19 protein-coding genes and 1 pseudogene are annotated in these 21,484 nt (G+C 50.0%); 7 read left to right on the forward strand and 13 right to left on the reverse strand.

Features of this window, described 5'->3' with window-relative positions; all coding sequences use genetic code 11:
- Window positions 1-1,181 (reverse strand): PEP/pyruvate-binding domain-containing protein (locus tag VIN66_RS07275; protein ID WP_331923360.1); only part of this gene is annotated, 1,181 nt, incomplete at its 3' end.
- Between the two features lie 137 nt (window positions 1,182-1,318).
- On the opposite strand from VIN66_RS07275, the gene ppsR reads away from it, so the two are divergent.
- Window positions 1,319-2,128 carry a posphoenolpyruvate synthetase regulatory kinase/phosphorylase PpsR gene (gene ppsR / locus VIN66_RS07280; protein WP_331923361.1) on the forward strand — a complete coding sequence of 270 codons (810 nt, stop codon included), beginning with the start codon at window positions 1,319-1,321 and terminating at the stop codon, window positions 2,126-2,128.
- A gap of 15 nt (window positions 2,129-2,143) precedes the next feature.
- On the opposite strand, the gene VIN66_RS07285 is transcribed toward ppsR, so the two are convergent.
- The 3 genes from VIN66_RS07285 to VIN66_RS07295 all read right to left on the reverse strand — a co-directional run bounded on the left by VIN66_RS07285 (window position 2,144) and on the right by VIN66_RS07295 (window position 5,187).
- Window positions 2,144-3,199: a 2-dehydropantoate 2-reductase gene (locus VIN66_RS07285; RefSeq protein ID WP_331923362.1), complete on the reverse strand. Its 1,056-nt coding sequence runs from the start codon at window positions 3,197-3,199 to the stop codon at window positions 2,144-2,146.
- A gap of 22 nt (window positions 3,200-3,221) precedes the next feature.
- Window positions 3,222-4,571, reverse strand: a complete 1,350-nt coding sequence (locus tag VIN66_RS07290; protein WP_414709873.1) for a class II 3-deoxy-7-phosphoheptulonate synthase — start codon at window positions 4,569-4,571, stop codon at window positions 3,222-3,224.
- Window positions 4,572-4,713: 142 nt separating this feature from the next.
- Window positions 4,714-5,187 (reverse strand): low molecular weight protein-tyrosine-phosphatase, encoded by a 474-nt coding sequence (locus VIN66_RS07295; protein WP_331923363.1) that lies wholly within the window; start codon window positions 5,185-5,187, stop codon window positions 4,714-4,716.
- 137 nt (window positions 5,188-5,324) lie between these two features.
- Between VIN66_RS07295 and VIN66_RS07300 the strand changes: the two genes are divergently transcribed.
- On the forward strand, window positions 5,325-6,002 hold the full coding sequence (locus tag VIN66_RS07300; RefSeq protein WP_331923364.1) for a response regulator transcription factor: 678 nt from the start codon (window positions 5,325-5,327) through the stop codon (window positions 6,000-6,002).
- Here VIN66_RS07300 and VIN66_RS07305 read toward each other — a convergent pair.
- From VIN66_RS07305 to VIN66_RS07325, 6 genes and pseudogenes are all read right to left on the reverse strand, one after another.
- Entirely contained in the window at window positions 5,969-6,763 is a 795-nt protein-coding gene (locus tag VIN66_RS07305; protein ID WP_331923365.1) for a CsgG/HfaB family protein, read from the reverse strand. The genes VIN66_RS07300 and VIN66_RS07305 overlap by 34 nt on opposite strands.
- A gap of 2 nt (window positions 6,764-6,765) precedes the next feature.
- Window positions 6,766-7,152: a curli assembly protein CsgF gene (locus VIN66_RS07310; RefSeq protein WP_331923366.1), complete on the reverse strand. Its 387-nt coding sequence runs from the start codon at window positions 7,150-7,152 to the stop codon at window positions 6,766-6,768.
- A 14-nt stretch (window positions 7,153-7,166) separates the two neighbouring features.
- Window positions 7,167-7,562 (reverse strand): curli production assembly/transport protein CsgE, encoded by a 396-nt coding sequence (locus VIN66_RS07315; RefSeq protein ID WP_331923367.1) that lies wholly within the window; start codon window positions 7,560-7,562, stop codon window positions 7,167-7,169.
- Window positions 7,563-7,603: 41 nt separating this feature from the next.
- The gene (locus VIN66_RS18830) at window positions 7,604-8,227 is read right to left on the reverse strand and encodes a hypothetical protein (protein WP_414709874.1); all 624 of its coding nucleotides are present in this window, start codon (window positions 8,225-8,227) and stop codon (window positions 7,604-7,606) included.
- Between the two features lie 384 nt (window positions 8,228-8,611).
- Window positions 8,612-9,082 (reverse strand): annotated as a pseudogene (locus tag VIN66_RS18835) (hypothetical protein); the annotation flags it as partial.
- A gap of 21 nt (window positions 9,083-9,103) precedes the next feature.
- Entirely contained in the window at window positions 9,104-9,505 is a 402-nt protein-coding gene (locus VIN66_RS07325; protein WP_331923370.1) for a curlin subunit CsgB, read from the reverse strand.
- 387 nt (window positions 9,506-9,892) lie between these two features.
- Here VIN66_RS07325 and VIN66_RS07330 point away from each other — a divergent pair, with 387 nt between their 5' ends.
- The 4 genes from VIN66_RS07330 (at window position 9,893) to VIN66_RS07345 (ending at window position 16,223) form a co-directional block, all read left to right on the forward strand.
- A complete protein-coding gene (locus tag VIN66_RS07330) occupies window positions 9,893-12,280 on the forward strand; it encodes a S8 family serine peptidase (protein ID WP_331923371.1) in 2,388 nt (795 codons plus the stop codon).
- Window positions 12,281-12,436: 156 nt separating this feature from the next.
- Window positions 12,437-13,345, forward strand: a complete 909-nt coding sequence (locus VIN66_RS07335) for a MoxR family ATPase (RefSeq protein WP_331923372.1) — start codon at window positions 12,437-12,439, stop codon at window positions 13,343-13,345.
- Entirely contained in the window at window positions 13,333-14,280 is a 948-nt protein-coding gene (locus tag VIN66_RS07340; RefSeq protein WP_331923373.1) for a DUF58 domain-containing protein, read from the forward strand. The genes VIN66_RS07335 and VIN66_RS07340 overlap by 13 nt, the downstream gene beginning before the upstream one ends.
- The gene (locus VIN66_RS07345) at window positions 14,274-16,223 is read left to right on the forward strand and encodes a DUF3488 and transglutaminase-like domain-containing protein (RefSeq protein ID WP_331923374.1); all 1,950 of its coding nucleotides are present in this window, start codon (window positions 14,274-14,276) and stop codon (window positions 16,221-16,223) included. Before VIN66_RS07340 ends, VIN66_RS07345 begins: the two co-directional genes overlap by 7 nt.
- On the opposite strand, the gene VIN66_RS07350 is transcribed toward VIN66_RS07345, so the two are convergent.
- The 3 genes from VIN66_RS07350 to VIN66_RS07360 form a co-directional block, all read right to left on the reverse strand.
- Window positions 16,188-16,436: a TIGR02647 family protein gene (locus VIN66_RS07350; protein WP_226765497.1), complete on the reverse strand. Its 249-nt coding sequence runs from the start codon at window positions 16,434-16,436 to the stop codon at window positions 16,188-16,190. The two genes, VIN66_RS07345 and VIN66_RS07350, sit on opposite strands and share 36 nt — an antisense overlap.
- 126 nt (window positions 16,437-16,562) lie before the next feature.
- Entirely contained in the window at window positions 16,563-19,841 is a 3,279-nt protein-coding gene (locus VIN66_RS07355) for a S41 family peptidase (protein WP_331923375.1), read from the reverse strand.
- A 97-nt stretch (window positions 19,842-19,938) separates the two neighbouring features.
- Window positions 19,939-21,069: an alanine--glyoxylate aminotransferase family protein gene (locus tag VIN66_RS07360; RefSeq protein ID WP_331923376.1), complete on the reverse strand. Its 1,131-nt coding sequence runs from the start codon at window positions 21,067-21,069 to the stop codon at window positions 19,939-19,941.
- Window positions 21,070-21,225: 156 nt separating this feature from the next.
- Here VIN66_RS07360 and VIN66_RS07365 point away from each other — a divergent pair.
- On the forward strand, window positions 21,226-21,484 hold a 259-nt coding region (locus tag VIN66_RS07365; RefSeq protein WP_331923377.1), incomplete at its 3' end, for a zinc ribbon domain-containing protein YjdM.

A 21,484-nucleotide genomic window follows, 5' to 3' on the forward strand; every position in this document is an offset into this window, starting at 1 on the left:
ATATCAGTAACCAGTACATCACCAGGCAGGATCTGATCCATTTGCTCAATGCCTTTAAGCACCTTTGCCGCACCACTGCCAATACGCTGGCCAATTGCGCGGCCTTCCACTAACACCGCTGCCTTACCCTGCAACTGGAAACGTTCCATGCTGTTGCTATCTTCACGGCTTTTTACCGTTTCCGGCCGAGCCTGTACTATGTACAGCTTGCCGTCATTGCCGTCTTTGGCCCATTCGATATCCATTGGCCGGCCATAATGTTTGGCAATGATCACTGCCTGCTTAGCTAATTCTTCGACTTCAGCATCCGTTAATGAGAATTGGCGACTGCGCTCAGCAGCAATATCGACCACCTTTACCTGCTTGCCATGGCCCTGTTCACCTGAGTACACCATCTCAACTTTTTTACTGCCCAAATTACGCTTGACCACCGATGGGCGGCCTGCCGCTAGCGTAGGTTTGTGTACATAGAATTCATCCGGGTTAACGGCGCCCTGCACCACCATCTCGCCCAGGCCATAAGAGGAAGTGATAAACACCACATCTTCAAAGCCTGATTCAGTGTCAATACTGAACATCACGCCTGAAGAGGCTAAATCTGAACGCACCATTTTCTGCACACCGGCAGACAGCGCTACACCGCGGTGGTCATAGCCCTGGTGTACCCGGTAAGAGATGGCGCGGTCATTAAATAACGACGCAAAAACGTGCTTAATGGCAACAATAACAGCATCGTAACCGCGCACATTCAAAAAGGTTTCCTGTTGACCGGCAAAAGACGCATCCGGCATATCTTCTGCTGTAGCGGATGAGCGCACAGCAAACGAAACATCGTGGGCAGCATCAGGGTGCAGTTGCTGGTATGCATCACGGATAGCTTGTTCTAGTTCAGGCTGGAACGGCGTATCGATAACCCATTGCCGGATTTGTGCGCCGGCTTTGGCCAGCGCAGCAACATCATCGACATCCAGCCCATCAAGCACCTGATAGATACGCTCATTGACACCGCTTTGTTCAAGAAATTGATTAAAGGCATAGGCTGTAGTGGCAAATCCGCCCGGCACCTGTACACCAGCGTTAGCCAGATTACTGATCATTTCACCCAACGATGCATTTTTACCGCCAACGCGGTTAACATCATGCATTCCCAGGTTTTCATACCAAATAACAAATTCCTGCACAGTTCGTCTCCAATTTTTGTCGTATGGCGTGTAAGCTTACGGTCAGCATTACAGTGCCGGATGATTTTACACTGGCACTTGCGTGAATTAAAACCTTAATTTTCAATGTAATTTTATAACAACAAAACGGAGTTAACGTGCGTACAGCCTTTTATATTTCTGATGGTACAGCGATTACTGCCGAAGTGTTTGGTCATGCCTTACTTACTCTTTTTCCAGCACAATTTGAGCATGTCACCATCCCTTTTGTCGAAACTGCAGATATGGCAGAACAAGTCAGGCAACGAATAAACGATCGTTATAAAACCACAGGACAACGGCCTCTAGTGTTTCAAACCTTTGTGGACGATAACCTGCGCAAAATCATCAATAGCAGTAATGGTGTTTGTTACGACTTCCTGAACAGCTTTGTTGACCCGGTACAACGAGAGCTTGGCGTGGCGCCTGTGCCCAAAACCCATCGCACACACAGTATTCATGAGCAAACCTACGATTTTCGTATCGATGCGGTCAATTTTGCGCTGGCTAATGACGATGGCTCCAACCTGAAAAACTTTGATCAGGCCGATATTATCCTGGTGGGTGTCAGCCGCTCGGGTAAAACGCCTACCAGCCTGTATCTGGCACTACAGTATGGTATCAAGGCGGCAAATTATCCATTTGTAGAAGAAGACATGGAGCGATTAAGCTTGCCTGAGGTGTTAAAGCGAAATAAAGAGAAGCTGTTTGGCTTAACCATCACTGCAGAGCGTCTGAGCCAGATCAGAGAACAGCGGCGCGCCAATAGCAGATACGCTTCGCTGCGCCAGTGTCAGCTGGAACTGGCAGAAGTTGAAAAACTATATCAGCGCGAGCAGATCCCTTTTTTAAACTCAACGCATCTGTCTATAGAAGAAATATCAGCAAAAATCATCTCCAGGACAGGGCTAAAAAGGCGCAAATATTAAGAACGCAGCTATTTATTACAGTTGGGATAGTAGTTCTTTCGCCGTTAACGGCCTGGTGTCTCCGCTTTCCAGCCGCTTGATCTGCTCTACCAGTAAGGTATTGACCGGAGTGGGAATATGGTACAACTGGCCCAGACGGACCACTGCCCCATTTAAGAACATAATTTCCGTACGTTTTTTAGCCTGGATGTCATCCCACATTGACGAGCGCGCCTGTTCATCCATCGTCAGCATGCTTTTCGCCAGCACACTGAATAATGGCGTCGGCAAGCGTAACAGCCAGGGCAACAACGCATTAGGTAAGCGGGTATAGGCGGTAGGCTGCGTGCCGGTGCGGGCACAGATCGCCAGCCACTCCTGCATCGCGTAAGATAGCAGACAGCGAAAATTCCTATCCAGTAATTGTTGTTTTAACGGCAAGCCACTGATGGCATTCAATGCGTTGTTAAGGTTAAGCAGCAGCTTGCCATACTCCGCACCGGTAATATCATCACATAACTCGACCTTCAACTTCAGCCGGTTAAATACACTGACAAGATAGTTAACCACATCAAACTGACTACGCTGCAGAATAATATCGCCCGACGTCGCACGGTGAAACTGGCCTGCACTGTTTTTAACCACATTAAACGGCACTATCGCCCTTAATACCGGATTGGCTAAATCCTGCGTCAGCATTTCACCGATACCTATACCGTTTTGCATCGCAATAACCGGTACTTCAGGTCGCAAAAAGCGTTGCAACTGCGTTAGCATGGGCACCAGAGCAGTCGCTTTGACTGTTAGCAGTACAACATCACATTCAATCAGGCTGTTTAGAGAACTGAAAAAAGCAACTGGCTGAGCATAATAGGTATGATGATTATATGACGTCACGCTGAGGCCATGTGCGGCAAGCTCGAGCGCCATGGTTTCCCTGCCGAAAAATTTGACGTCCAGCGCAACATCCTGGCAAAGATGAGCCCCCAGATAGCAGCCTATACTGCCGGCGCCTACTATACCGACACAATAACGCTGGCCGGCTGTTGCCAGCTGGCCATTGTCACTTTGGGTCCGTTGCTCTGGTTGCACTTACGCTCCTTTGAGCGCGTGATTATTTACGCGCAGTGCGTAGAGTATCGGCAATCAGGAAGGCTAATTCCAGTACCTGATCTGCATTTAACCTTGGGTCACATTGCGTAAAGTAACGCTTACCAAGATCATGCTCGCTTAAGCCATAGGCTCCGCCGGTACATTCCGTTACATGCTCGCCGGTCATTTCCAGGTGGATACCACCGGCATGGCTGCCTTCGGCTTTATGCACTGCAAAGAAATTACGGATTTCGCGTAAAATCGCTTCAAAGTCGCGTGTTTTATAGTCGTTACTGGCTTTTACGGTGTTGCCATGCATCGGATCCGAGCTCCAGACAACCTTGCGCCCTTCCTGCTGCACCCGGCGTACTAATGCGGGTAATTTGTCAGCCAGTTTGTCAGCGCCCATACGAGTGATCAGTGTCAACCGCCCTGCGACGTTGTTCGGGTTCAGAGCATCAATCAGTCGGATCAGTTCATCCGGCTGCATACCCGGGCCAATTTTCACACCGACCGGATTATGAATGCCGCGGAAGAACTCAATATGCGCATGATCCAGTTGCCGTGTACGCTCGCCAATCCATACCATATGCGCGGAGCAATCGTACCAGTCGCCGGTCAGTGAATCCCGCCGCGTCAACGCTTCCTCATAATTGAGCAATAACGCTTCATGTGAGGTAAACAATTGAGTCTCACGGATAGAAGGAGAATTTTGGCCGGTAATACCGCAAATCTCCATAAAACGCAGTGCTTCCTGGATCCGCTGTGCAACGTCCTGATAACGGTCTTTCAGTGGATTCGACTCTACAAAGCCCATATTCCACTTACTTACCTGGTGTAAATCTGCCAGACCACCCTGAGCGAACGCGCGCAGTAGATTCAGCGTTGCCGCTGAGTGATGATAAGCTGTGGTTAACCGGTTCGGGTCCGGTTGCCGGGCCGTTTCAGTAAATTCAAAACTGTTTACAATATCACCGCGATAACTTGGTAAAGACACGCCATTAATCGTTTCAAGGTCACTTGAGCGTGGCTTAGCATATTGCCCTGCCATACGTGCAACCTTAACAACGGGTAACCCGCCAGCAAATGTCAGCACCACTGCCATTTGTAGCAGAACTTTGAATGTATCGCGGATCTTAGGTGCATTAAAGTCGTTGAAGCTCTCGGCGCAATCACCACCTTGCAGTAAAAATCCCTGACCATTGGCAACCTGACCGAGCTGGCTAAACAAATCACGCGTTTCCTGGGCAAAAACAAGCGGCGGATATTTGTGTAGTTGCTGTTCAACACTCTGCAGCAATTCCCTGTCCTGATAGTTGGGCTGCTGCTGGATCGGTAGGTTGCGCCAGCTTTGAGGCGTCCAGGTGGTCACGATGATTTTCCTATGGTTAATAAACTGCCAAGCAAGTTATAGACTTCTGGACGTAAATTCAATGCTGCTTTTGGCATAATTTATGACATTTATCGCACCGGCATCTTAAATGGTTAAGTTTTATGCACTATAAGCTGCCTGCTTAAGAGTCTGACTGCTTCAGATGCCTGAGCAGTCCGTCACATCCCTGCTCTATCATCTGCAGCACCAGGGTAAATCCGCGGCTGCCACCGTAGTAAGGGTCCGGAACTTCCTGCAGCTCAGGGTATTGCGGATGATATTGCAAAAATAATTGTACTTTATGCTGCCATTTGGCCGGGCAACGCGATTGTAAGTCCTTAAGATTGTCGTTATCCATTGCCAGGATCAGATCGTAATAACTGAAATCGGCGTCCTGTACAGGTCTGGAGACAATGCCGCTGAACTGATAGCCCAGCTGCTGGCCTTCGCGTACTGCGCGCGGATCGGGTTTTTCGCCTTTGTGCGATGCACTCGTACCGGCCGATTCTATTTCGATAAAGCCTGGCATTGCAGCAGTTTTGTGCCGCATGACGGCATGAGCAGTGGGTGAACGGCAGATATTCCCTAAACAGACAAACAGCACTTTTTTTGTCATAACAGATTTCCCTATATTAGTCTGCTGTCATGCTAGCATGGGTCAAACATCAGGTTAAGACTTGCATTCGCAAGATTCGGGGTACAGTATACGTCTGAATGGATTAACATTATAAGCAGTACGCAGGAGTATATCTGATGGATAAGTTTACCAAACTTATCGTACTCACAGAGCAGGAAAACCAAAGTAGCATCAGCTTGCTGGCACAATCTGTCGGTATTACTGTCGAGCAACGTAGTAAGCTCACCATTTTGTACGGCGGTACACTGAAAAGCGGAACCTTGCTGGCATGCCCTTTTCATCACGTTGACTGGAATAAAAAGAATCTTTCCACAGAGCTGCAGTACCTGCAGACAAAAGCGCCTTTATTTCTATTTCAGGCAGAGCGCACCTTAGTGGACCCGATCCAGGCACTGTACAACGGTATCCGGGGTGTAATCTATCGCGATGAACAATTGGATCGCGTACTGACCGCGCTAAAAACAATGATGGATGGCCAGTTATACTATGCCCGCTCAGTGATGTCTGATCTGGTAGACCAGCTGCTGCTGCAAAAGTCTGCGGTGTCAACAGAACAGCTAGTTCTGCCAGATAATAACTTACTGACAAAGCAGGAAAAACGCATTATTCAACTTGTTGCCGAAGGTGCCCGCAACAAGGAAATAGCACTGACACTAAACATCAGTGCACACACCGTTAAAGCACATATGTCAGCGATTTTCCGTAAAACCCAGGCTCGGAACAGGGTTGAATTACTACGCTGGGCGCAGCAGCCCACACGTCATGAGCCTTCAGCATCGACAAGATTAAGCTGATCTTCAGCGCGCCAGAAACCGCGTTGCTGCCCCTGAGTGATCAGCTCTACCACGGCCATTTCCATTGCCTGTTTAACACAATACTGTACCGGTTCATTCGTTGAATAACCTGCTTCAGCTTCTGCCAGACGGTTCAGTGATACGTAGCGGAATAAGCCTGCCCGAAGCTCTTGTGAAAACACTTTCTTATTACTCGACACCGACAATAAAACCTGACCGGTATGCACATCAATAACCCGCAGATAGACCGTAACCTGATCTTCGCGGTACAGCTCAGATGCCCCGATACCAAAATATTCAGCGCCAATACCGCCTGTGCTCAGATTAGTTTCATAGCCGATAATACCGCCTTCAAACAGCAAGCGTGCCTCTTTTAACGCTGGCAGTTCAGCTGATTTTTTGTTTGAGCCATAAATTTTGCGCTCGGTCAGCAAATTCTGTAGCCCTTCGCGCTCCATTGGTGCAAACCAGCCAGTCTCAAGCAGTATCTGCGTCAGCATCGATGTTGCCCCCTGCGTAACAGCAGTAGAAAAACTGGATACGTTAGCCTGCGGCTTATATTGGCCGGTTTGATCACGAAACGCATACACCGACACCGGTATAGCGCTGCGGGGCTTGCCCTGCTCGCGCAGAACGTGCATTAGCGGACTGGTCGCATCAATGCTGGCTGCGGTAATATTGATATCTGGCTTGGGTATTAATGAGCAACCGCTCAGCAGCAAAACTGTACCAAGTAACACATGACTTTTAATCCGCACCATTATCAGCCTCCTATAGACGGAATAGTGATAACGGTTACCTCACCGGTCTCAATGTTCGTAATGTTCACAATGACACTGCCATCTGTGCCAGAATTCACTTCCACCAGAAACTCACCGGTATTATACACCCCTTCAACCAGCTCTCCGTCAGCGATCCTACGCGTCAGTGAATTGATAATATTACGCTCCAGTGCATCCTGAAACTTTTCAACAAAAGATAAGCCGGGAGAGTCGGCTTTATGGGCATTCTGGCTTTGGGCTTTTTGCAGCAAAAAGTTACCGTTTAGCGGATTCCCCCCGAAACTGGGGTTAACCGGGGTGTAAACTATTTCAGTAGCGTTAGCAACGCCACAACTAATAAGCGTCAGAATCAGCGCGGTTAGCTTCATTGTTATTATTCCTTCTACAACGGATCAATTGTTGTGTCACCGAGCATTTTACCGGCCTGAATATTGGCTAATTCATTAATGCTCGCCAGAATTGCCTGTTCAGCCATTTGTTTGACATCGTTATAACGGCGGCCAAAATAGGTCTGATACACCCGGGTCTGGTTCATTTCTACCCAGAGAAAAGTGCCCGACTGAGGATAAACCTGCTCGTAGATAACGACAGTGATGCCCTCGGTAGCAGGCATGTCGCGCCAGTACCCCGAGTAATAAAAAGCGAAGTCCTTACCAAAGCGGGAAATAGAACGATCGAGCACCATACCGCTGAGTTCAATGTCATCAGCGTATGCCGGCACCGAATTGAGTTGCACTGGCAGTAACAGGCAACAGAAGAACACTGACAGATACTTCATAATGAACCGGCGAAGGCAGCACAGCCACCTTCGCCTCAACACTAGTTTTGTACGACAATAGCGGTATTAAAATCACCTACCTGGGTGACTGTCATCATATTCCCTTCGCCTGACTGTCCTCCCAGTACCAGGTTATCATTGCCCTGTTGCGTGATGCTAAGCAATCCACTGTTGCCTGAAAGCGCAAAGTAACCGTTGTCACCGGCGACCCAGTTACCTGAACCGTTTTGCAGAATGTCCAGCGTATTGCCATTTCCTGAAATCAGCAGATCAACCAGGTTAATGTCACCGTTCTGCTCAATCGTTGCGCTATTAGCCGTCACCACGGTATCACTGGTAAGCAACAACGCATTGGCGTTACCTGACTGGTCAATCATGACGTCGTTATCATCGCCGATGATATCCACCATGGCGGTATTGTCATCACCGAGTTGCTGAATACGGCCACTGTTCGCGGTACCGGACAGCCCCAAAGCCGCAGTATTGTTATCGCCACGGCTATAAATAATACCTTCGTTAGCTGCGCTCGTAAGCAACATTTCGCTGACATTACCGTCACCTGTCTGGCGGATCTCAACATTATGACCATCGCCTTCAGTAGCAAAAACGGCGTTGTTTAAATTGCCTTCCTGCCAGATATCAATCTGGTTATCATTACCAACCATACCTGTTGGCGCATTGACAACGTTACCATCACCACGTTGGTCAACCAGCAATAAGTTTTGTTCTCCGGCAAGCGGTTGCAGCAAAAACTCATTCGCATTACCCGTTTGCATCACGTCGATCAGGTTGTCATTGCCCGATACATCTGTGCCGATGAAAATGTTGCCGTCCCCCTGCTGCGAAACAAAGAAGCTGTTGTTGTCTCCGGTCAGGCCAACAATACCGCCCACATTGGCATTGCCAAACTGCTCGGATTCAAAAGTGTTGCGGTTTCCGCTGAGGTTAAACATGCCGGCTTCATTGTTATCTCCGGATTGTAAACTATACAGTTCATTGTCATCACCGCTAAAGCCGGCATTGCTCCAGTTAGCGTTGCCTTGCTGCTCAACCTCAACGATGTTATTGATACCAGTCAGGTTCACATAGGCTTCATTCACTTCTCCCGCCTGAGTGACAGCGGCGTCATTCATATCACCGGTCATTACCAGCTCAGCCGTATTAAAAAAACCGTCCTGAGTGACCGTTGCCGTGTTTTCATTACCGGCAATATCAACATAAGCAATATGCCAGTCAGCCAGCTGCTCAGTTCTGATCTGGTTATCATTACCTGCAACAAAGTTATATGCCTCCAGCCATACCCCATCCTGTTGAACAGAGCTGCTGTTAATTCCCCCTGCCTGGTCGACCGTCGCCAAATTGATATCGCCGCTCTGATGCACTTCTGCCAGGTTACCTTCTGCTGCCGCTGTCGAATTCTGATTGATAATGACTTCATTATTTGCAGCAGACAGCGGCGCACTTAACACCAGAGCGATAGCCATTCCCAACATATGCTTACGTGGTTTTGTCAGCTTCATCGTATTCTCCCTAACTTATTATTAGTATTGAATAATAGAAATTTCAGCACCAACGCCGGTTTGTTCTACGGAGAAGTGCCGGTTGCCTCTTTGCTCAATCTGAACCAGGTTGTGGTCACCATGCTGAATAATCACAGCAGTGTTACTGTTGCCGGCTTGCAGAGCCTGAACCTGATTGCCAAGTCCTGACTGATGCAACTGAATATGGTTTAGCACACCTTGCTGCAGCAAAATGGCATATTGCCCCTGGCCTGATTGCGTTACGTCCGCCACATTAAGGTTACCCAACTGGGTAATATCAACTCCGTTCGCTAATGCCTGACGCTCCAGTAATGACGTCAGTTGCAACGACACATCAGCATGTACAGCTGAAGCCAATAACATAGCGGTAGCTATCATTCCCTGTCGGAACAAGTTAACCATGCTAATTCCTTGTAAATTACGTGACCAAACTAAGTTAAAGCACCTTGAAAATGCTGCAATAGGACATAACAACTATTTTGTTTAACTTTTATTAACGACAGATTAATTTTATATATTCAGCGCATTCATACACTTAGTGAATATAAGTTAACAATAACTAGCCAATACCACCTAGTACTTAGGCGCTATTTTTGATAATTTGTGTATTTTTAGTTAACAACAGTGCTATTCATAGAGATGCTAAAAATAAGCATATTTTTAACAATTAATTGAATGGGAACTCGTATGACGAAGAAAACATTACTGGCTGGTTCAATTGCAACAGCGCTATTTTCAGCCTCGGTTTTGGCCGGCCCTCCTTCTGATCCAGACAACGCAATTTTAGTTATGTTTAAACCAGGAGTATCAAAGCAAGAGCGGCAAAACATAATACATAACCAGGGGGCCAGTCTGCGCCAACTGGATGAACACGGCCGTGACTTAAAAATGCGCTATGTTGCTGATGGTCGTATTGTGAAGGTTCTGCTGCCCAAAGGCGCTGATAAAGATACCTTGATCAAGCGTCTGTCTGTTAACCCCGCTGTCGCTGTTGCAGAGCCGGATTATCCTCTGCACGCGCTGGCGACACCGGACGACCCTGACTTTGGTCAATTGTGGGGCCTGCTAAACACCGGGCAAAACAGCGGCACCGCTGGTGCCGACATAAAAGCCACTGATGCCTGGGATATCTCTACCGGCAGTCATGAAGTTGTTATTGGCGTTATCGACTCTGGCATGGACTACAATCACCCGGATCTGGTAGACAACCGTTGGGTCAACCCCGGTGATCTACCCGGCAGTACTTATGGCTATTCAACACTAAATGCCGAGTTGGATCCGATGGACAGTGACAGCCACGGCACCCATGTTGCCGGTACTATTGGCGCCACAGGAAACAATGGCATTGGCGTTGTGGGCGTTAACTGGAACGTCACGCTGCTACCATGTCAGTTTCTTGGCCCCACCGGCGGTAGCACTGCAGGTGCGATAGAATGTATCAACTACTTTACCGATTTAAAACTGAACCACGGCGTTAATGTTAAAGCGACAAATAACTCCTGGGGCGGTGGTTCCTACTCTGACACATTAAGGGCTGCCATTGAATCTGGTGGTGATGCCGGCATCCTGTTTATCGCTGCAGCAGGCAATAGCGGTGTTGATGCTGACAGTACTCCTATGTATCCGGCGGCGTATGATCTGGACGCTATAGTCTCGGTCGCTTCAACCGACCGAAATGATCAGCTGTCAATTTTTACCAGCGGCGCGTCTAACTATGGCGCAGTTTCGGTTGACCTGGGGGCACCGGGTTCGGCAATTTTATCCACTGTACCAGGTGGCGGCTATGCCAGTTATTCAGGCACCTCTATGGCCTCTCCTCACGTTGCCGGCGCAGCTGCGTTACTCTGGTCAGTGAATCCAGATATTACCCCTTTGGAAATGAAGAGCATATTAATGGACTCAGGCGACAGCCTGTCTGCATTGGAAGGTAAAACCGTATCCGGCAAACGACTTAATCTGGCCACTGCTATGGTCGACGCCGATCCTACACCGTCATTCAGATTAAGTATCACGCCGAGAAATCAGCAGATTACCGCCGGTGACAGCGCGCAGTACACTGTCGATATCGGCAATATTGCTGATTGGATGGGCGAAGTTGCCTTAACTGTTGATGTCGACCCGGCACTTGAAGGCGTAAGCTTGTCGGCAGACACCGCTGAGCCGGGCCAATCGCTGACACTTGATGTCAATACCGGTGCGGAAACAGCCTGGGGCAGTTATCAGTTTACTGTTACCGGTACCGATACAGCAACCGGTGAACTGGTGAAGTCAGTTAACGCCAGCCTGGAGATTTTGCCGCAAGGATTGCAGGATTACCCTTACAGCAATGACAATGCATCGCCAATTCCGGATAACACGGCTGAAGGCATCAGCAGCGTGATCTCCGTCCCACAGTCTGGTAGTTTGTTTGGCGTTAACGTCAGTGTCGACATTACCCATACCTGGCGCGGTGACTTAATCGTTATGCTGCGCTCACCGCAAGGTACCGAGCATACCTTACATAACCGCACTGGTGGCAGTGAGGACAACCTGGTGCAAAGCTGGCAACTTGACAGCTTTAATGGTGAGGAGATGCAAGGTGACTGGACACTGACAGTATCTGACAATGCCAATCTTGATACCGGTACTCTGAATAACTGGCAGCTAACGTTGACGGCATTATCTGACGATACACCACCAGAACCGGTAGCACCTGTTGCGAACTTCAGCTATTCCGCCTCAAGACTGACAGTAAGCTTCAGCGACCTGTCTACCGATGCCAACAACAACATTAATAGCTACAGCTGGGATTTCGGCGATGGTAACGCATCCGGGGACGCCAACCCTCAGCATAACTATGCTGAACCGGGCAGCTATCAGGTAAGTCTGACCGTTACCGACAGCACTGGTCTTACCGATACCCACAGCCAGACAATTGCTGTATCGGTCGACGATACTGAGCTTGAGTTAACATTACAGCGAAAAGTCCGTACCCGCACCGGCTCGACCATCGTCGACCTGCGCTGGACCGGCACTGCTGAAGCAGTCGACATCTATCGCGATGGACAGCTGGTCGACACCAGCGATGATAACGGGCGTTACCGTGACCGCTTTACGTCGATGGCAACTACCGTAAGCTATAAGATCTGTGTTGCAGGCACAGATACCTGTTCTGCAGATCTGGACGTTAGCTTCTAAGCTGCGCTGCTATCCTTTTAATTCTAAAGCGGCTTTTGCCGCTTTTTTTCTGATTGCAGTTCTGTGTTACCGAGGTACTATTAAGCCAGTCGCCATCATCAGTGGTGCCTGAATCTTCAGTACGGCAGCCGTTGGCCAAAGCACAAAGGAGTTGCAGTGTTAGCACAGTTACATCGCGTTGAACAAAGCCTGAATCAGGTTATTCTCGGTAAACCGGAGCAGGTGCGTCTGGCCCTTTGCTGCCTGTTAGCAGAAGGACATCTGCTGTTAGAAGATTTGCCGGGAATGGGTAAAACGACGCTGGCTCATGCTTTGGCAAACAGCCTTGGGTTGAGCTACCGGCGCGTGCAATTTACCAACGACTTATTGCCGGGCGATCTTATCGGCATGAACATCTATGACACCCGGTCACAGCAATTTCACTTTCAGGCCGGCCCCGTATTCAGTCAGGTCTTGCTGGCCGATGAAATTAACCGCGCCAGCCCCAAAACCCAAAGCGCCCTGCTTGAAGCGATGGAGGAGAAGCAAGTATCGGTTGATGGTGAAACCCGCAGCCTGCCCAAACCGTTCTTTGTCATTGCCACACAGAATCCGTTATTTCATGCCGGTACCTCTGCTCTGCCTGAGTCACAACTTGACCGGTTTATGTTTCGTCTGTCACTTGGTTTTCCTGACAAACACGCTGAGCATCAGCTGTTACAGCGCGATAGCAGCAGCTCGCGGCTGGAATTACTGACTGAACAGCTAAGTAGCGAGCAGTTAAAGCAATTGCAGGTGCAAGTGCCGAAAGTGACTGCCTCCGATGCCCTGCTCGATTACCTGCTGTCGCTGGTACATGCCAGCCGCCACCGCAGCGATATGCTGCCATTATCACCCAGAGCTTCCAAAGCCATATTACGTGCAGCAAAAGCCTTTGCACTGATTAATCAGCGTGAATTTGTCAGCGCATCAGATGTACAGCAGGTGTTCCCCTATGTAGCCGAGCACCGCCTGGATCCTTCATCCGCTGCGCAGGAAAGCAGGTTAAGTCAGTTGTTACTGCAACAAACACCATGCCCAATCTGAACCTAAAGTCACGTTTGTATCCACATTACTGGCACTTTATCGAGCGCTATCTTAACAAACGCCAAAGTGCCGCTGATAAAGTCACACTGGTACAGAAACTGATTTTCATTCTGCCAACGCGTTATGGCTGGTGGTTTCTGTTTCTAATCGGCCTGTTGTATCTGCTCGGCACTAACTATCAGAATAACCTGATCCTGTTAGTCAGTTACTTACTGCTAAGTGTTTTTTTACTCAGCATAGTGTTGACCTACCAGAACCTGAGCGGCCTGACGGTGCAATGCCCAAGCAGCGCCGAGGGTTTTGCCACTGGCAAAGTGCACCCCGTTATCAGCTTTAGCTCAGCCAAGATGCACTATATGCTGCAACTAAATCTGATGCCGCATTATGACGCTGTACAACTGCTGGACATCTCACAAAGCGCCCCCCTAAGCCTGACTGTCGCAAAACGCGGGCGCTATCCGCTGCCACGGTTAAAAATCACCAGTCAGTATCCGCTTGGGTTGTGGCGCGCCTGGAGTTATATCGCACTGCGTCAGCATTACTGGGTGTACCCGCTACCCGATAACAACGCTGCTTTGTACCCGTCAGAGGATGAGCTGGCTACGCCAGCTGGCAACAATATGGGCGATACGCTGACCAGCTACCGCAGTGGAGAAAGTGTCAGACACATCGTCTGGAAGCGGCTGGCACAAAACCCGGTCAACCCTGTGGTGCGCGAGCAACAACAGCACAGCCAGGCAGAGCCTGAATGGGTCATTGTCCCAGCCCTGTCCGGTGATGCGCTTGAGCATGCCTTACGCCGCGCCTGTCAGCAGTTGCTATCGCTGGAGCACAGTGGCAGGCACTACGGCCTGAAACTGCCAACTGTGACAGTGCCACAAGCTCAGGGCGCATTGCATTTGCAGCGCTGCTTGCAGGAGCTTGCCTTATGCTAGAGCGTAAACCTTTATTACTCTTGTGGTCTGGTATTCAGTTCACGCTGTTACTGTTGCTTAACCAAGCCTTTGCCTTATGGGTCAGCGCCATTTTCGCCTTGTTAATGCTGTATCGGCTGCTGACGGTACTAACAGCCAGACCGGCGGTCAGCCTCAGACTGGTGAATATTCTGGCTGGCATTATTGCGCTGGCATTTTTTCTGCAGCTAAAACAGTCCGGGGTACTGCATTTCATGTTGCAGATCCTGCTACTGGCAGCCACTGCCCGCCTGCTGGCACTGCAACATTTATATGAAGCCCGTCAACTGGTGTGGGTGCATTACTTTCTTATCGCCAGTTGTTTTATTCTGCATCAGGATATGTTGATTGCCGTAATTGTGCTTGGCGTGTTGTTGGCCAATTTATATAGCCATTACCGGCTGTTCTCTGTTGCGACAGCAAAAATCAACTGGTTGCAAACCGGTCGTGCCATGCTGATTATCCTGCCGCTTTGGCTTGGTATGTTTTTATTATTTCCGCGCCTGCCTCCGTTCTGGCAAATTCCCAATATTAAAGCAGCAACGACAGGATTAAGCGATAGCCTGGATCCTGGCAGTATTGAACAACTGGTGCAGGACGACAGCCCGGCGTTTAGGGTTGAATTTGCCAGCGCTTTGCCAGCCCGGGAACAATTATACTGGCGCGCCAGATTGTACGAAGATTTTGATGGCAGAAGCTGGCAGGTTAATGCATCACGTCAATACCAACGAGGTAACCACACCCCGGCCAATCCGGATACTGGTACCAGTGCCACCAGAGTAGATTACAGCATTATTGCCGAAGCCAGCCAGCAGCGTGGCTTATTTGCGCTGGCCACGCCGGTATCAAGCAGCGACAACGTATTTATCGCGCCAGGCGGCATGTTAAGCAGCCATAAACCCATCAGCCAGCGTGTCAGTTATCAGGTAAGCAGTGTGCTGGCCCCCGTTGTCGCTACATCAGCTGATGAGCAGTTAAATCTGCGCCTGGCACCGGGTAACCCACAAACCAAGGCTTTTGCGACCAAACTAAAACAACAGTATCCGGATACTGATAAGTTGGTTCAGGCTCTGGCAAACTACTACAGCCAACAACCGTTTTTTTATAGCCTGACACCACCGCGGCTTGGCAGTAACAGCATAGATGCATTTTTATTTGATAGCCGAACCGGTTTTTGCAGCCACTATGCCTCGGCAACTGCGGTTATCCTGCGTCATGCCGGCATACCTGCCAGAGTTGTCGGCGGTTATCAGGGCGGCATTTGGTATCCACAGCAAGGCTACCTTGCCGTGCGCCAGCGCGAAGCACATGCCTGGGTGGAATACTTGCATAAGAGTGTCTGGCACAGGTTCGATCCCACCGCTTTTGTTGCACCAGAGCGCATTTTGAACAACCTGGACAGCATGCTGCCAGAGCAAGAACGCGCTCTGCTAAACAGCGGCTGGCGACAATTTGAACTGCTGCAATCACTGCGGCAGCAGTTTATGCATCTTGATTATTACTGGTCGGTCTGGGTGCTGGGATTTAATGATAATGAACAGCGTGAATTATGGCGTAGTATCAGGCAGCATTTGCCTGTTTTGGGCTATACCCTACTACTGCTAGCAGTCATAACATTTGCCGCTGTCACGCTGTATCTCGCCCGCGTGCGACACAATACAACCTTACCGGAGGCCAGTAGACTGCTGCACCAGTATCTGGCATCACTGCTCAAAGCCAAGTTGCCTCAGCAACCGGTTTCGGTGTTCTTACAGGGCTGTATCGCTAAGTATCCGCAATACAGCCCCATGCTGAATGACCTTATCTCGTTATATGACAAAGCCTTGTATCAAAATGATGCTGCTGCCCTGGCGCAGCTTAAAGCCGAACTAAAACAACATCGCCATCAACTACGACGGCTGCACCGGGCCATTAAGAATACGTAGCGCGGTTTGCAGGTGCTCCGCGCAGTGGATCCCAAGATCGGTCAGATAACCGCCGTCCTGCTGCGTCAGCAAGCCTTTTTCATATAAGCGCTGTATCGCACCTAACGTATCAGCATCAGCCGACTTATGTACTTTTATCCCTTCCATAGCGCTATCAAGATTAAACAGTGTTAACACCCGGATTTCTGCGTTCAATTGTGGTGATATTGGCATACGACACTCCTGTTTTGTGTTCTTAACAACATAGCTTGCAGCGGGCTAAAAGCAACGTTATCTGCACAATGCGATATAAAAAAGCCCGGTAATGAGCCCGGGCTTTACACAATTTCAGCGAGATGCTCAGCGGCTGATATCAGCAGCAAAAGGCGTCGTTAGCGGCGCTGCCTTCAGCTCAGGCACCGGCTGCGCTTTCAGTTTCTGTTGAAGGTAAGCAATAGCTTGCTCAAGCTGTGCATCTTTACCGTTAAAGCGCTCAAACGGCAGATTGTCTACCTCAATATCCGGGGTTACACCCACGCCTTCAATAATCCAGCGACCATCCATGGAAAATTGTGCGGTTTCCGCCACCCGTGCCATACCATTGTCAGCCAGTCTGTTGCGTCCGGATAACCAGACACCGGCACCGGCGGTACGCTTGCCAATCAGCGGCCCAAGCCCCAGGGCTTTTACACCGGCTGAGAAGGTTTCACCATCTGAGTAGGTCAGCTGATCTGACAGCACCACTAAGTGGCCACGAAAAGCCTGCTGCATATTGGTGTAAGCCCCACCCTGCGTTGGCTGCCAGAATGCCCAGGCGCGGCGCAGCAGCTTCTCGATGATCCAGCTGTCAATATTACCGCCGCGGTTACGCCGTACGTCAATAATCAGCCCGGGTTTATCAAAATTGGCATAAAACTCACGGGCGAAGCTGGCAATATCATTTGAACCCATCGCATACAAATGCAGATAACCAAACTGACTGTCGCTGGCATCAGCGACCATTTGCTGATTTGCAGCGACCCAATCCTGATAGCGTAGCTGATTATCCTGCGCAGTGCTTACCGGCTCCGCCACGGTTTGCCACTGCTTTTTATCACGTTTCAGCGTCAGTAAAACTTGCTTACCAGCCTGATTACGCAGCGCCTGGGTAAGCGAAGGTACATCTTTGACCGCTATGCCATTAACGGCAATCAGGGTATCGCCTACATTGGCATTAACGCCAGGCCTGGCCAAAGGTGCAGCGAACAGAGGCAGATCAGTCTCCGAGCGGTAAATATGGCGGATCACTAAGCCAGCGTTATCTCTGTCAAACTCAGCGCCCAGGCTGGCCGCCCGCGATGCCGTGCTATCGGTACGATACTCGCCACCGCGTACCTGAGAATGCAAGGTGTTTAGCTCGCCCATCATTTGGGCAAATACATCATCCAGCTCATATCTGTCTGTCACCCGCTGCAGCAGCGGCTGGTATTTGGCTTTACTGGCATTCCAGTCAAGCCCGCGCATACCTTTATCAAACAGAAAATCACGGTGCATACGCCAGGCGTCAGCAAACATCTGCTGCCATTCCTGCGCTGGGTCGATACTTAACTGCCAGCTGCTGATATTAAGCTTAGCCTTCGCCAGATCTTGTGGCGCCTTAGTGGCAGCCTCAACCACGTACATATCACCGCCGCCATTCTCACTGTGTTTGCGCAAGAACAGCTTTTTGCCGTTGGCTGCCAGCTGATAATCACTGACATCTTTAGCAAATACTTCAGCTTTCGCATCTGTCTGACTAAATTCAATCTGCTTTAACACCGGTTTGCTGCCAGCGGCACTGGAACTGTCCAGTAAATACAGTCGCTTGTCGTTAAGCGACAACTGCCGGTAATTAGCCGCCTCAACCGGCACTTGCCATAGTCTGCCAGTCAACCCCTGCCAGTCTACCAGCGTGCCTTTTTTGCTATTGCGGCTATCTTTCGCCACGCTGTCATCACAGTTATCCACTTCCTGCAGCGGCCGAAACGCAAAGCAAGCCTGCTGCTTCAGACTAACAGCAAACACCTGGCTGCGCCGGTCAAACAGCGGGCCAAGGTTGCGATCACCCCACGGATGACCTGGCGTCGCTGTAAACTGGCGGTTAGACAGGAAATACAGCCACAGGCCGTCTGGACTGAATGCGGCAGAATAAGCATCATATTTATCTGAGGTGACCACAGCACTGTCGCCGGTACTCAGCTGATACAGCACTACTTTAGAACGGCTTTGATCCAACGGATTTAGGGTAAAAGACAACAGCTTACTATCCGCTGACCAGCTGATATCATCATAGCCTGACAGCCCTACGCCACCGCTGTAAATTTTGGTATTGCGCCCGCTTGGCAGGTGCAGCAGCCACATGTCGCCATTTTTATCATCATGGGCCAGATAATCACCGTCAGGCGACAACCTCAGTTGCCAGCGGTGTACGCGGCCATCTGAGGTAAGCTGCCTGGCATTGTCTGAGCCATCCGCAGCGAAACGCCAGATCTCGTTCTCACCACTGTGATCGTTTATCGCATAGATCCAGTTACCGTCTTTTGATAACACTGCCTCGCGCGACCGGCTGCCGGCAGGGGTGCTGATTTGTACCATACGCTGCTTGCCCGGCATGGTCAGTACGATCTGGCTGCGGGCGATGACCACTACCTTATCACTGTCATCCTGCTGCGCCTGATAATGGGCAGAGGTAAAATACTGCAGTGGCTTGCTGACAATGCGTTCACGCCGCTGTACTAAATCTGACTGGATCTGCAGCGGCAGCGTACGGCTGTCACCACTTTTAAGATTAAGTAGCTGTAAGTCTGCCCCCAGCTGATATAACACCTGCTCGTTTGCCACACTTATGCGGCCAATCCGCCAGTTTTTATGAAAACTGTGTTGGGTAGCATCTGTGCCATCCGCCGCCACCGACCAAATATTGCTGTTACCATCGGCGTCACTGACAAAATATACCCGGCCCTGATAGAACACAGGTTGGCTAATGCTGCCTTTATGCTCAGCGCTTAGCCGCCTCGCTTCATTGGTACTGCCAAGTTGCCAGCTCCACAGCTCGCCCATGGCACCACCACGGTACACTTTGGTGTTATCGCCGGTCAGCTGCAAACCAAAGCGGCTGAAGTACACAGTACCGCTTTGCCCGTCAATACTGCCACCTGAGGCATCTGCCAGCGGTAAGGTTTCTGTTGCCAGGCTGTCAGGCTCAACAACTTTAAGTAACCAGTAATTAGCCGGGCCTGCTGCACTGTCGGTAGCATACAAAATGCGCCCATCCGCCAACCATTGCTGAATGCGCACCCGGCTGTTTTCATAACTGATACGTTTGGCAACATCACCGGCGACAGGCATCAGGTAAATCTCACTGGCGCCATCATAGTCGGCAACAAATGCCAGTTGCTTGCCATCAGGTGATAACACCGGCTGGCTTTCCTCTGCCAGATGGCTGCTAAGCCGGCGCGCGATCATGTCATTCAGTGATGCCTGCCATAAATCACCTTCAGCGGTAAAAACGATGTGGTCTTGTTGTAATACCGGTGAGCGGTAATAGCCCTGAACGGCATGAAGAGGTAACGCAAAAATGCCTAGTAAGGCTGTAGTTAACAGGGAGTGACGCAGTTTCATTCCGGCCTCGTTATTGTTGTTTGTCAGCTGCCACTTCAAATTAGCAGAAGCGGCAGACAGCACAAAACAAAAACGGCAAGCGGCCGGTATTCAATGATTAAGCGAGAACCTCTTCCAGCGCTTTAATACAGAGCGCTACATTCTCACGCCTTGCGCCGTAGCCCATTAAACCGATACGCCAGGCTTTACCGGCTAAATCCCCAAGGCCTGCACCGATCTCAAGATTGTACTGCTTAAGCAATTGCTGACGAACAGCGGCATCATCGACACCAGACGGAATATAAATGCTGTTCAGCTGCGGCAAACGATACTGCTCTGCCACCACAAATTGCAGATCCAGCTTTGCCAACCCCAGCTTTAACAACTGATGCATCTCACTATGACGCTGCCAGCTTTGCTCCAGGCCTTCTTCTGCCAGCATACGTAAAGACTCATGCAGGGCATACAGTGCATTTACCGGCGCAGTGTGGTGATAACTGCGTTTAGCGCCACCGCTCCAATACGCCATCACCAGACTTTGGTCCAAAAACCAGCTTTGTACTGGTTTGGTTCGTTGCTTAATCCGCTCTACTGCCACTGGCGAAAACGACACCGGTGATAATCCCGGCACACAGGACAAGCATTTCTGACTGCCGGAGTAAATGGCATCTATGCCCCACTCATCTACTTTAAGCTCTACGCCGCCAAGGGAGGTCACCGCATCAACGATAGACAAACAGCCATACTTTCGCGCCAGTGCACACAACGTCGCGGCATCAGACAAGGCGCCGGTTGAGGTTTCAGCATGGACAAACGCCAGAAAACGCGCCTGCGGATTAGCCTTTAATGTATCTTCCACTTTTTGCGGGTCAACGGGTTCTCCCCAGGCGTTATCAACCAGCACCGCATGCGCGCCACAGCGCTCGACATTCTGCCGCATACGTTCACCAAACACACCGTTGCGGCAAACCACTACAGTGTCGCCGGGTTGCAGCAAGTTTACGAAACAGGTTTCCATACCGGCGCTGCCAGGTGCTGACACAGCGAGGGTCATTTCATTGCGGGTCTGAAACGCGTACTGCAGCAGTTGCTTCAGCTCGTCCATCATACCGATAAACAATGGGTCTAAATGCCCAATGGTAGGTTTGGCCTGTGCAGACAGCACTTGCGGATAGACATCTGACGGCCCCGGCCCCATCAGGATACGCCGTGGCGGTAAAAAAGTATTTGTTTTGGGTGCCTGAATCATAACTACTCCGGACGGGTTGTTTTGAACTACCTTAGCAAAATTTGTTTGTCGATATCAGCATTGTCAGTCTATTACCACTATTCAATAGATTAATGGTGCCATCAGTGCGCCGCCGTAGGGTATAATCTGGCATTTGCGCCAATAAGGAATTTCGCAATGACAGCCTTACCCCTATGCCCCCAATGCCAGTCCGTCTATACCTATGATGACGGCAACTTATTAAACTGTCCCGAATGCGGTCATGCCTGGTCAGCAGAACAGTCAGAACAGGCCAGCACCCAGCAGATCCGTGACAGTGCCGGTAATGTGCTGCAAGACGGTGATACCGTAACGGTGATTAAAGATCTGAAAGTGAAAGGCTCTTCATCCGTGGTTAAAATAGGCACCAAGGTGAAGAACATAAAATTGGTCGACG

Origin of the sequence: Rheinheimera sp. (assembly GCF_036568245.1) — a bacterium.
Lineage (GTDB): Bacteria > Pseudomonadota > Gammaproteobacteria > Enterobacterales > Alteromonadaceae > Alishewanella.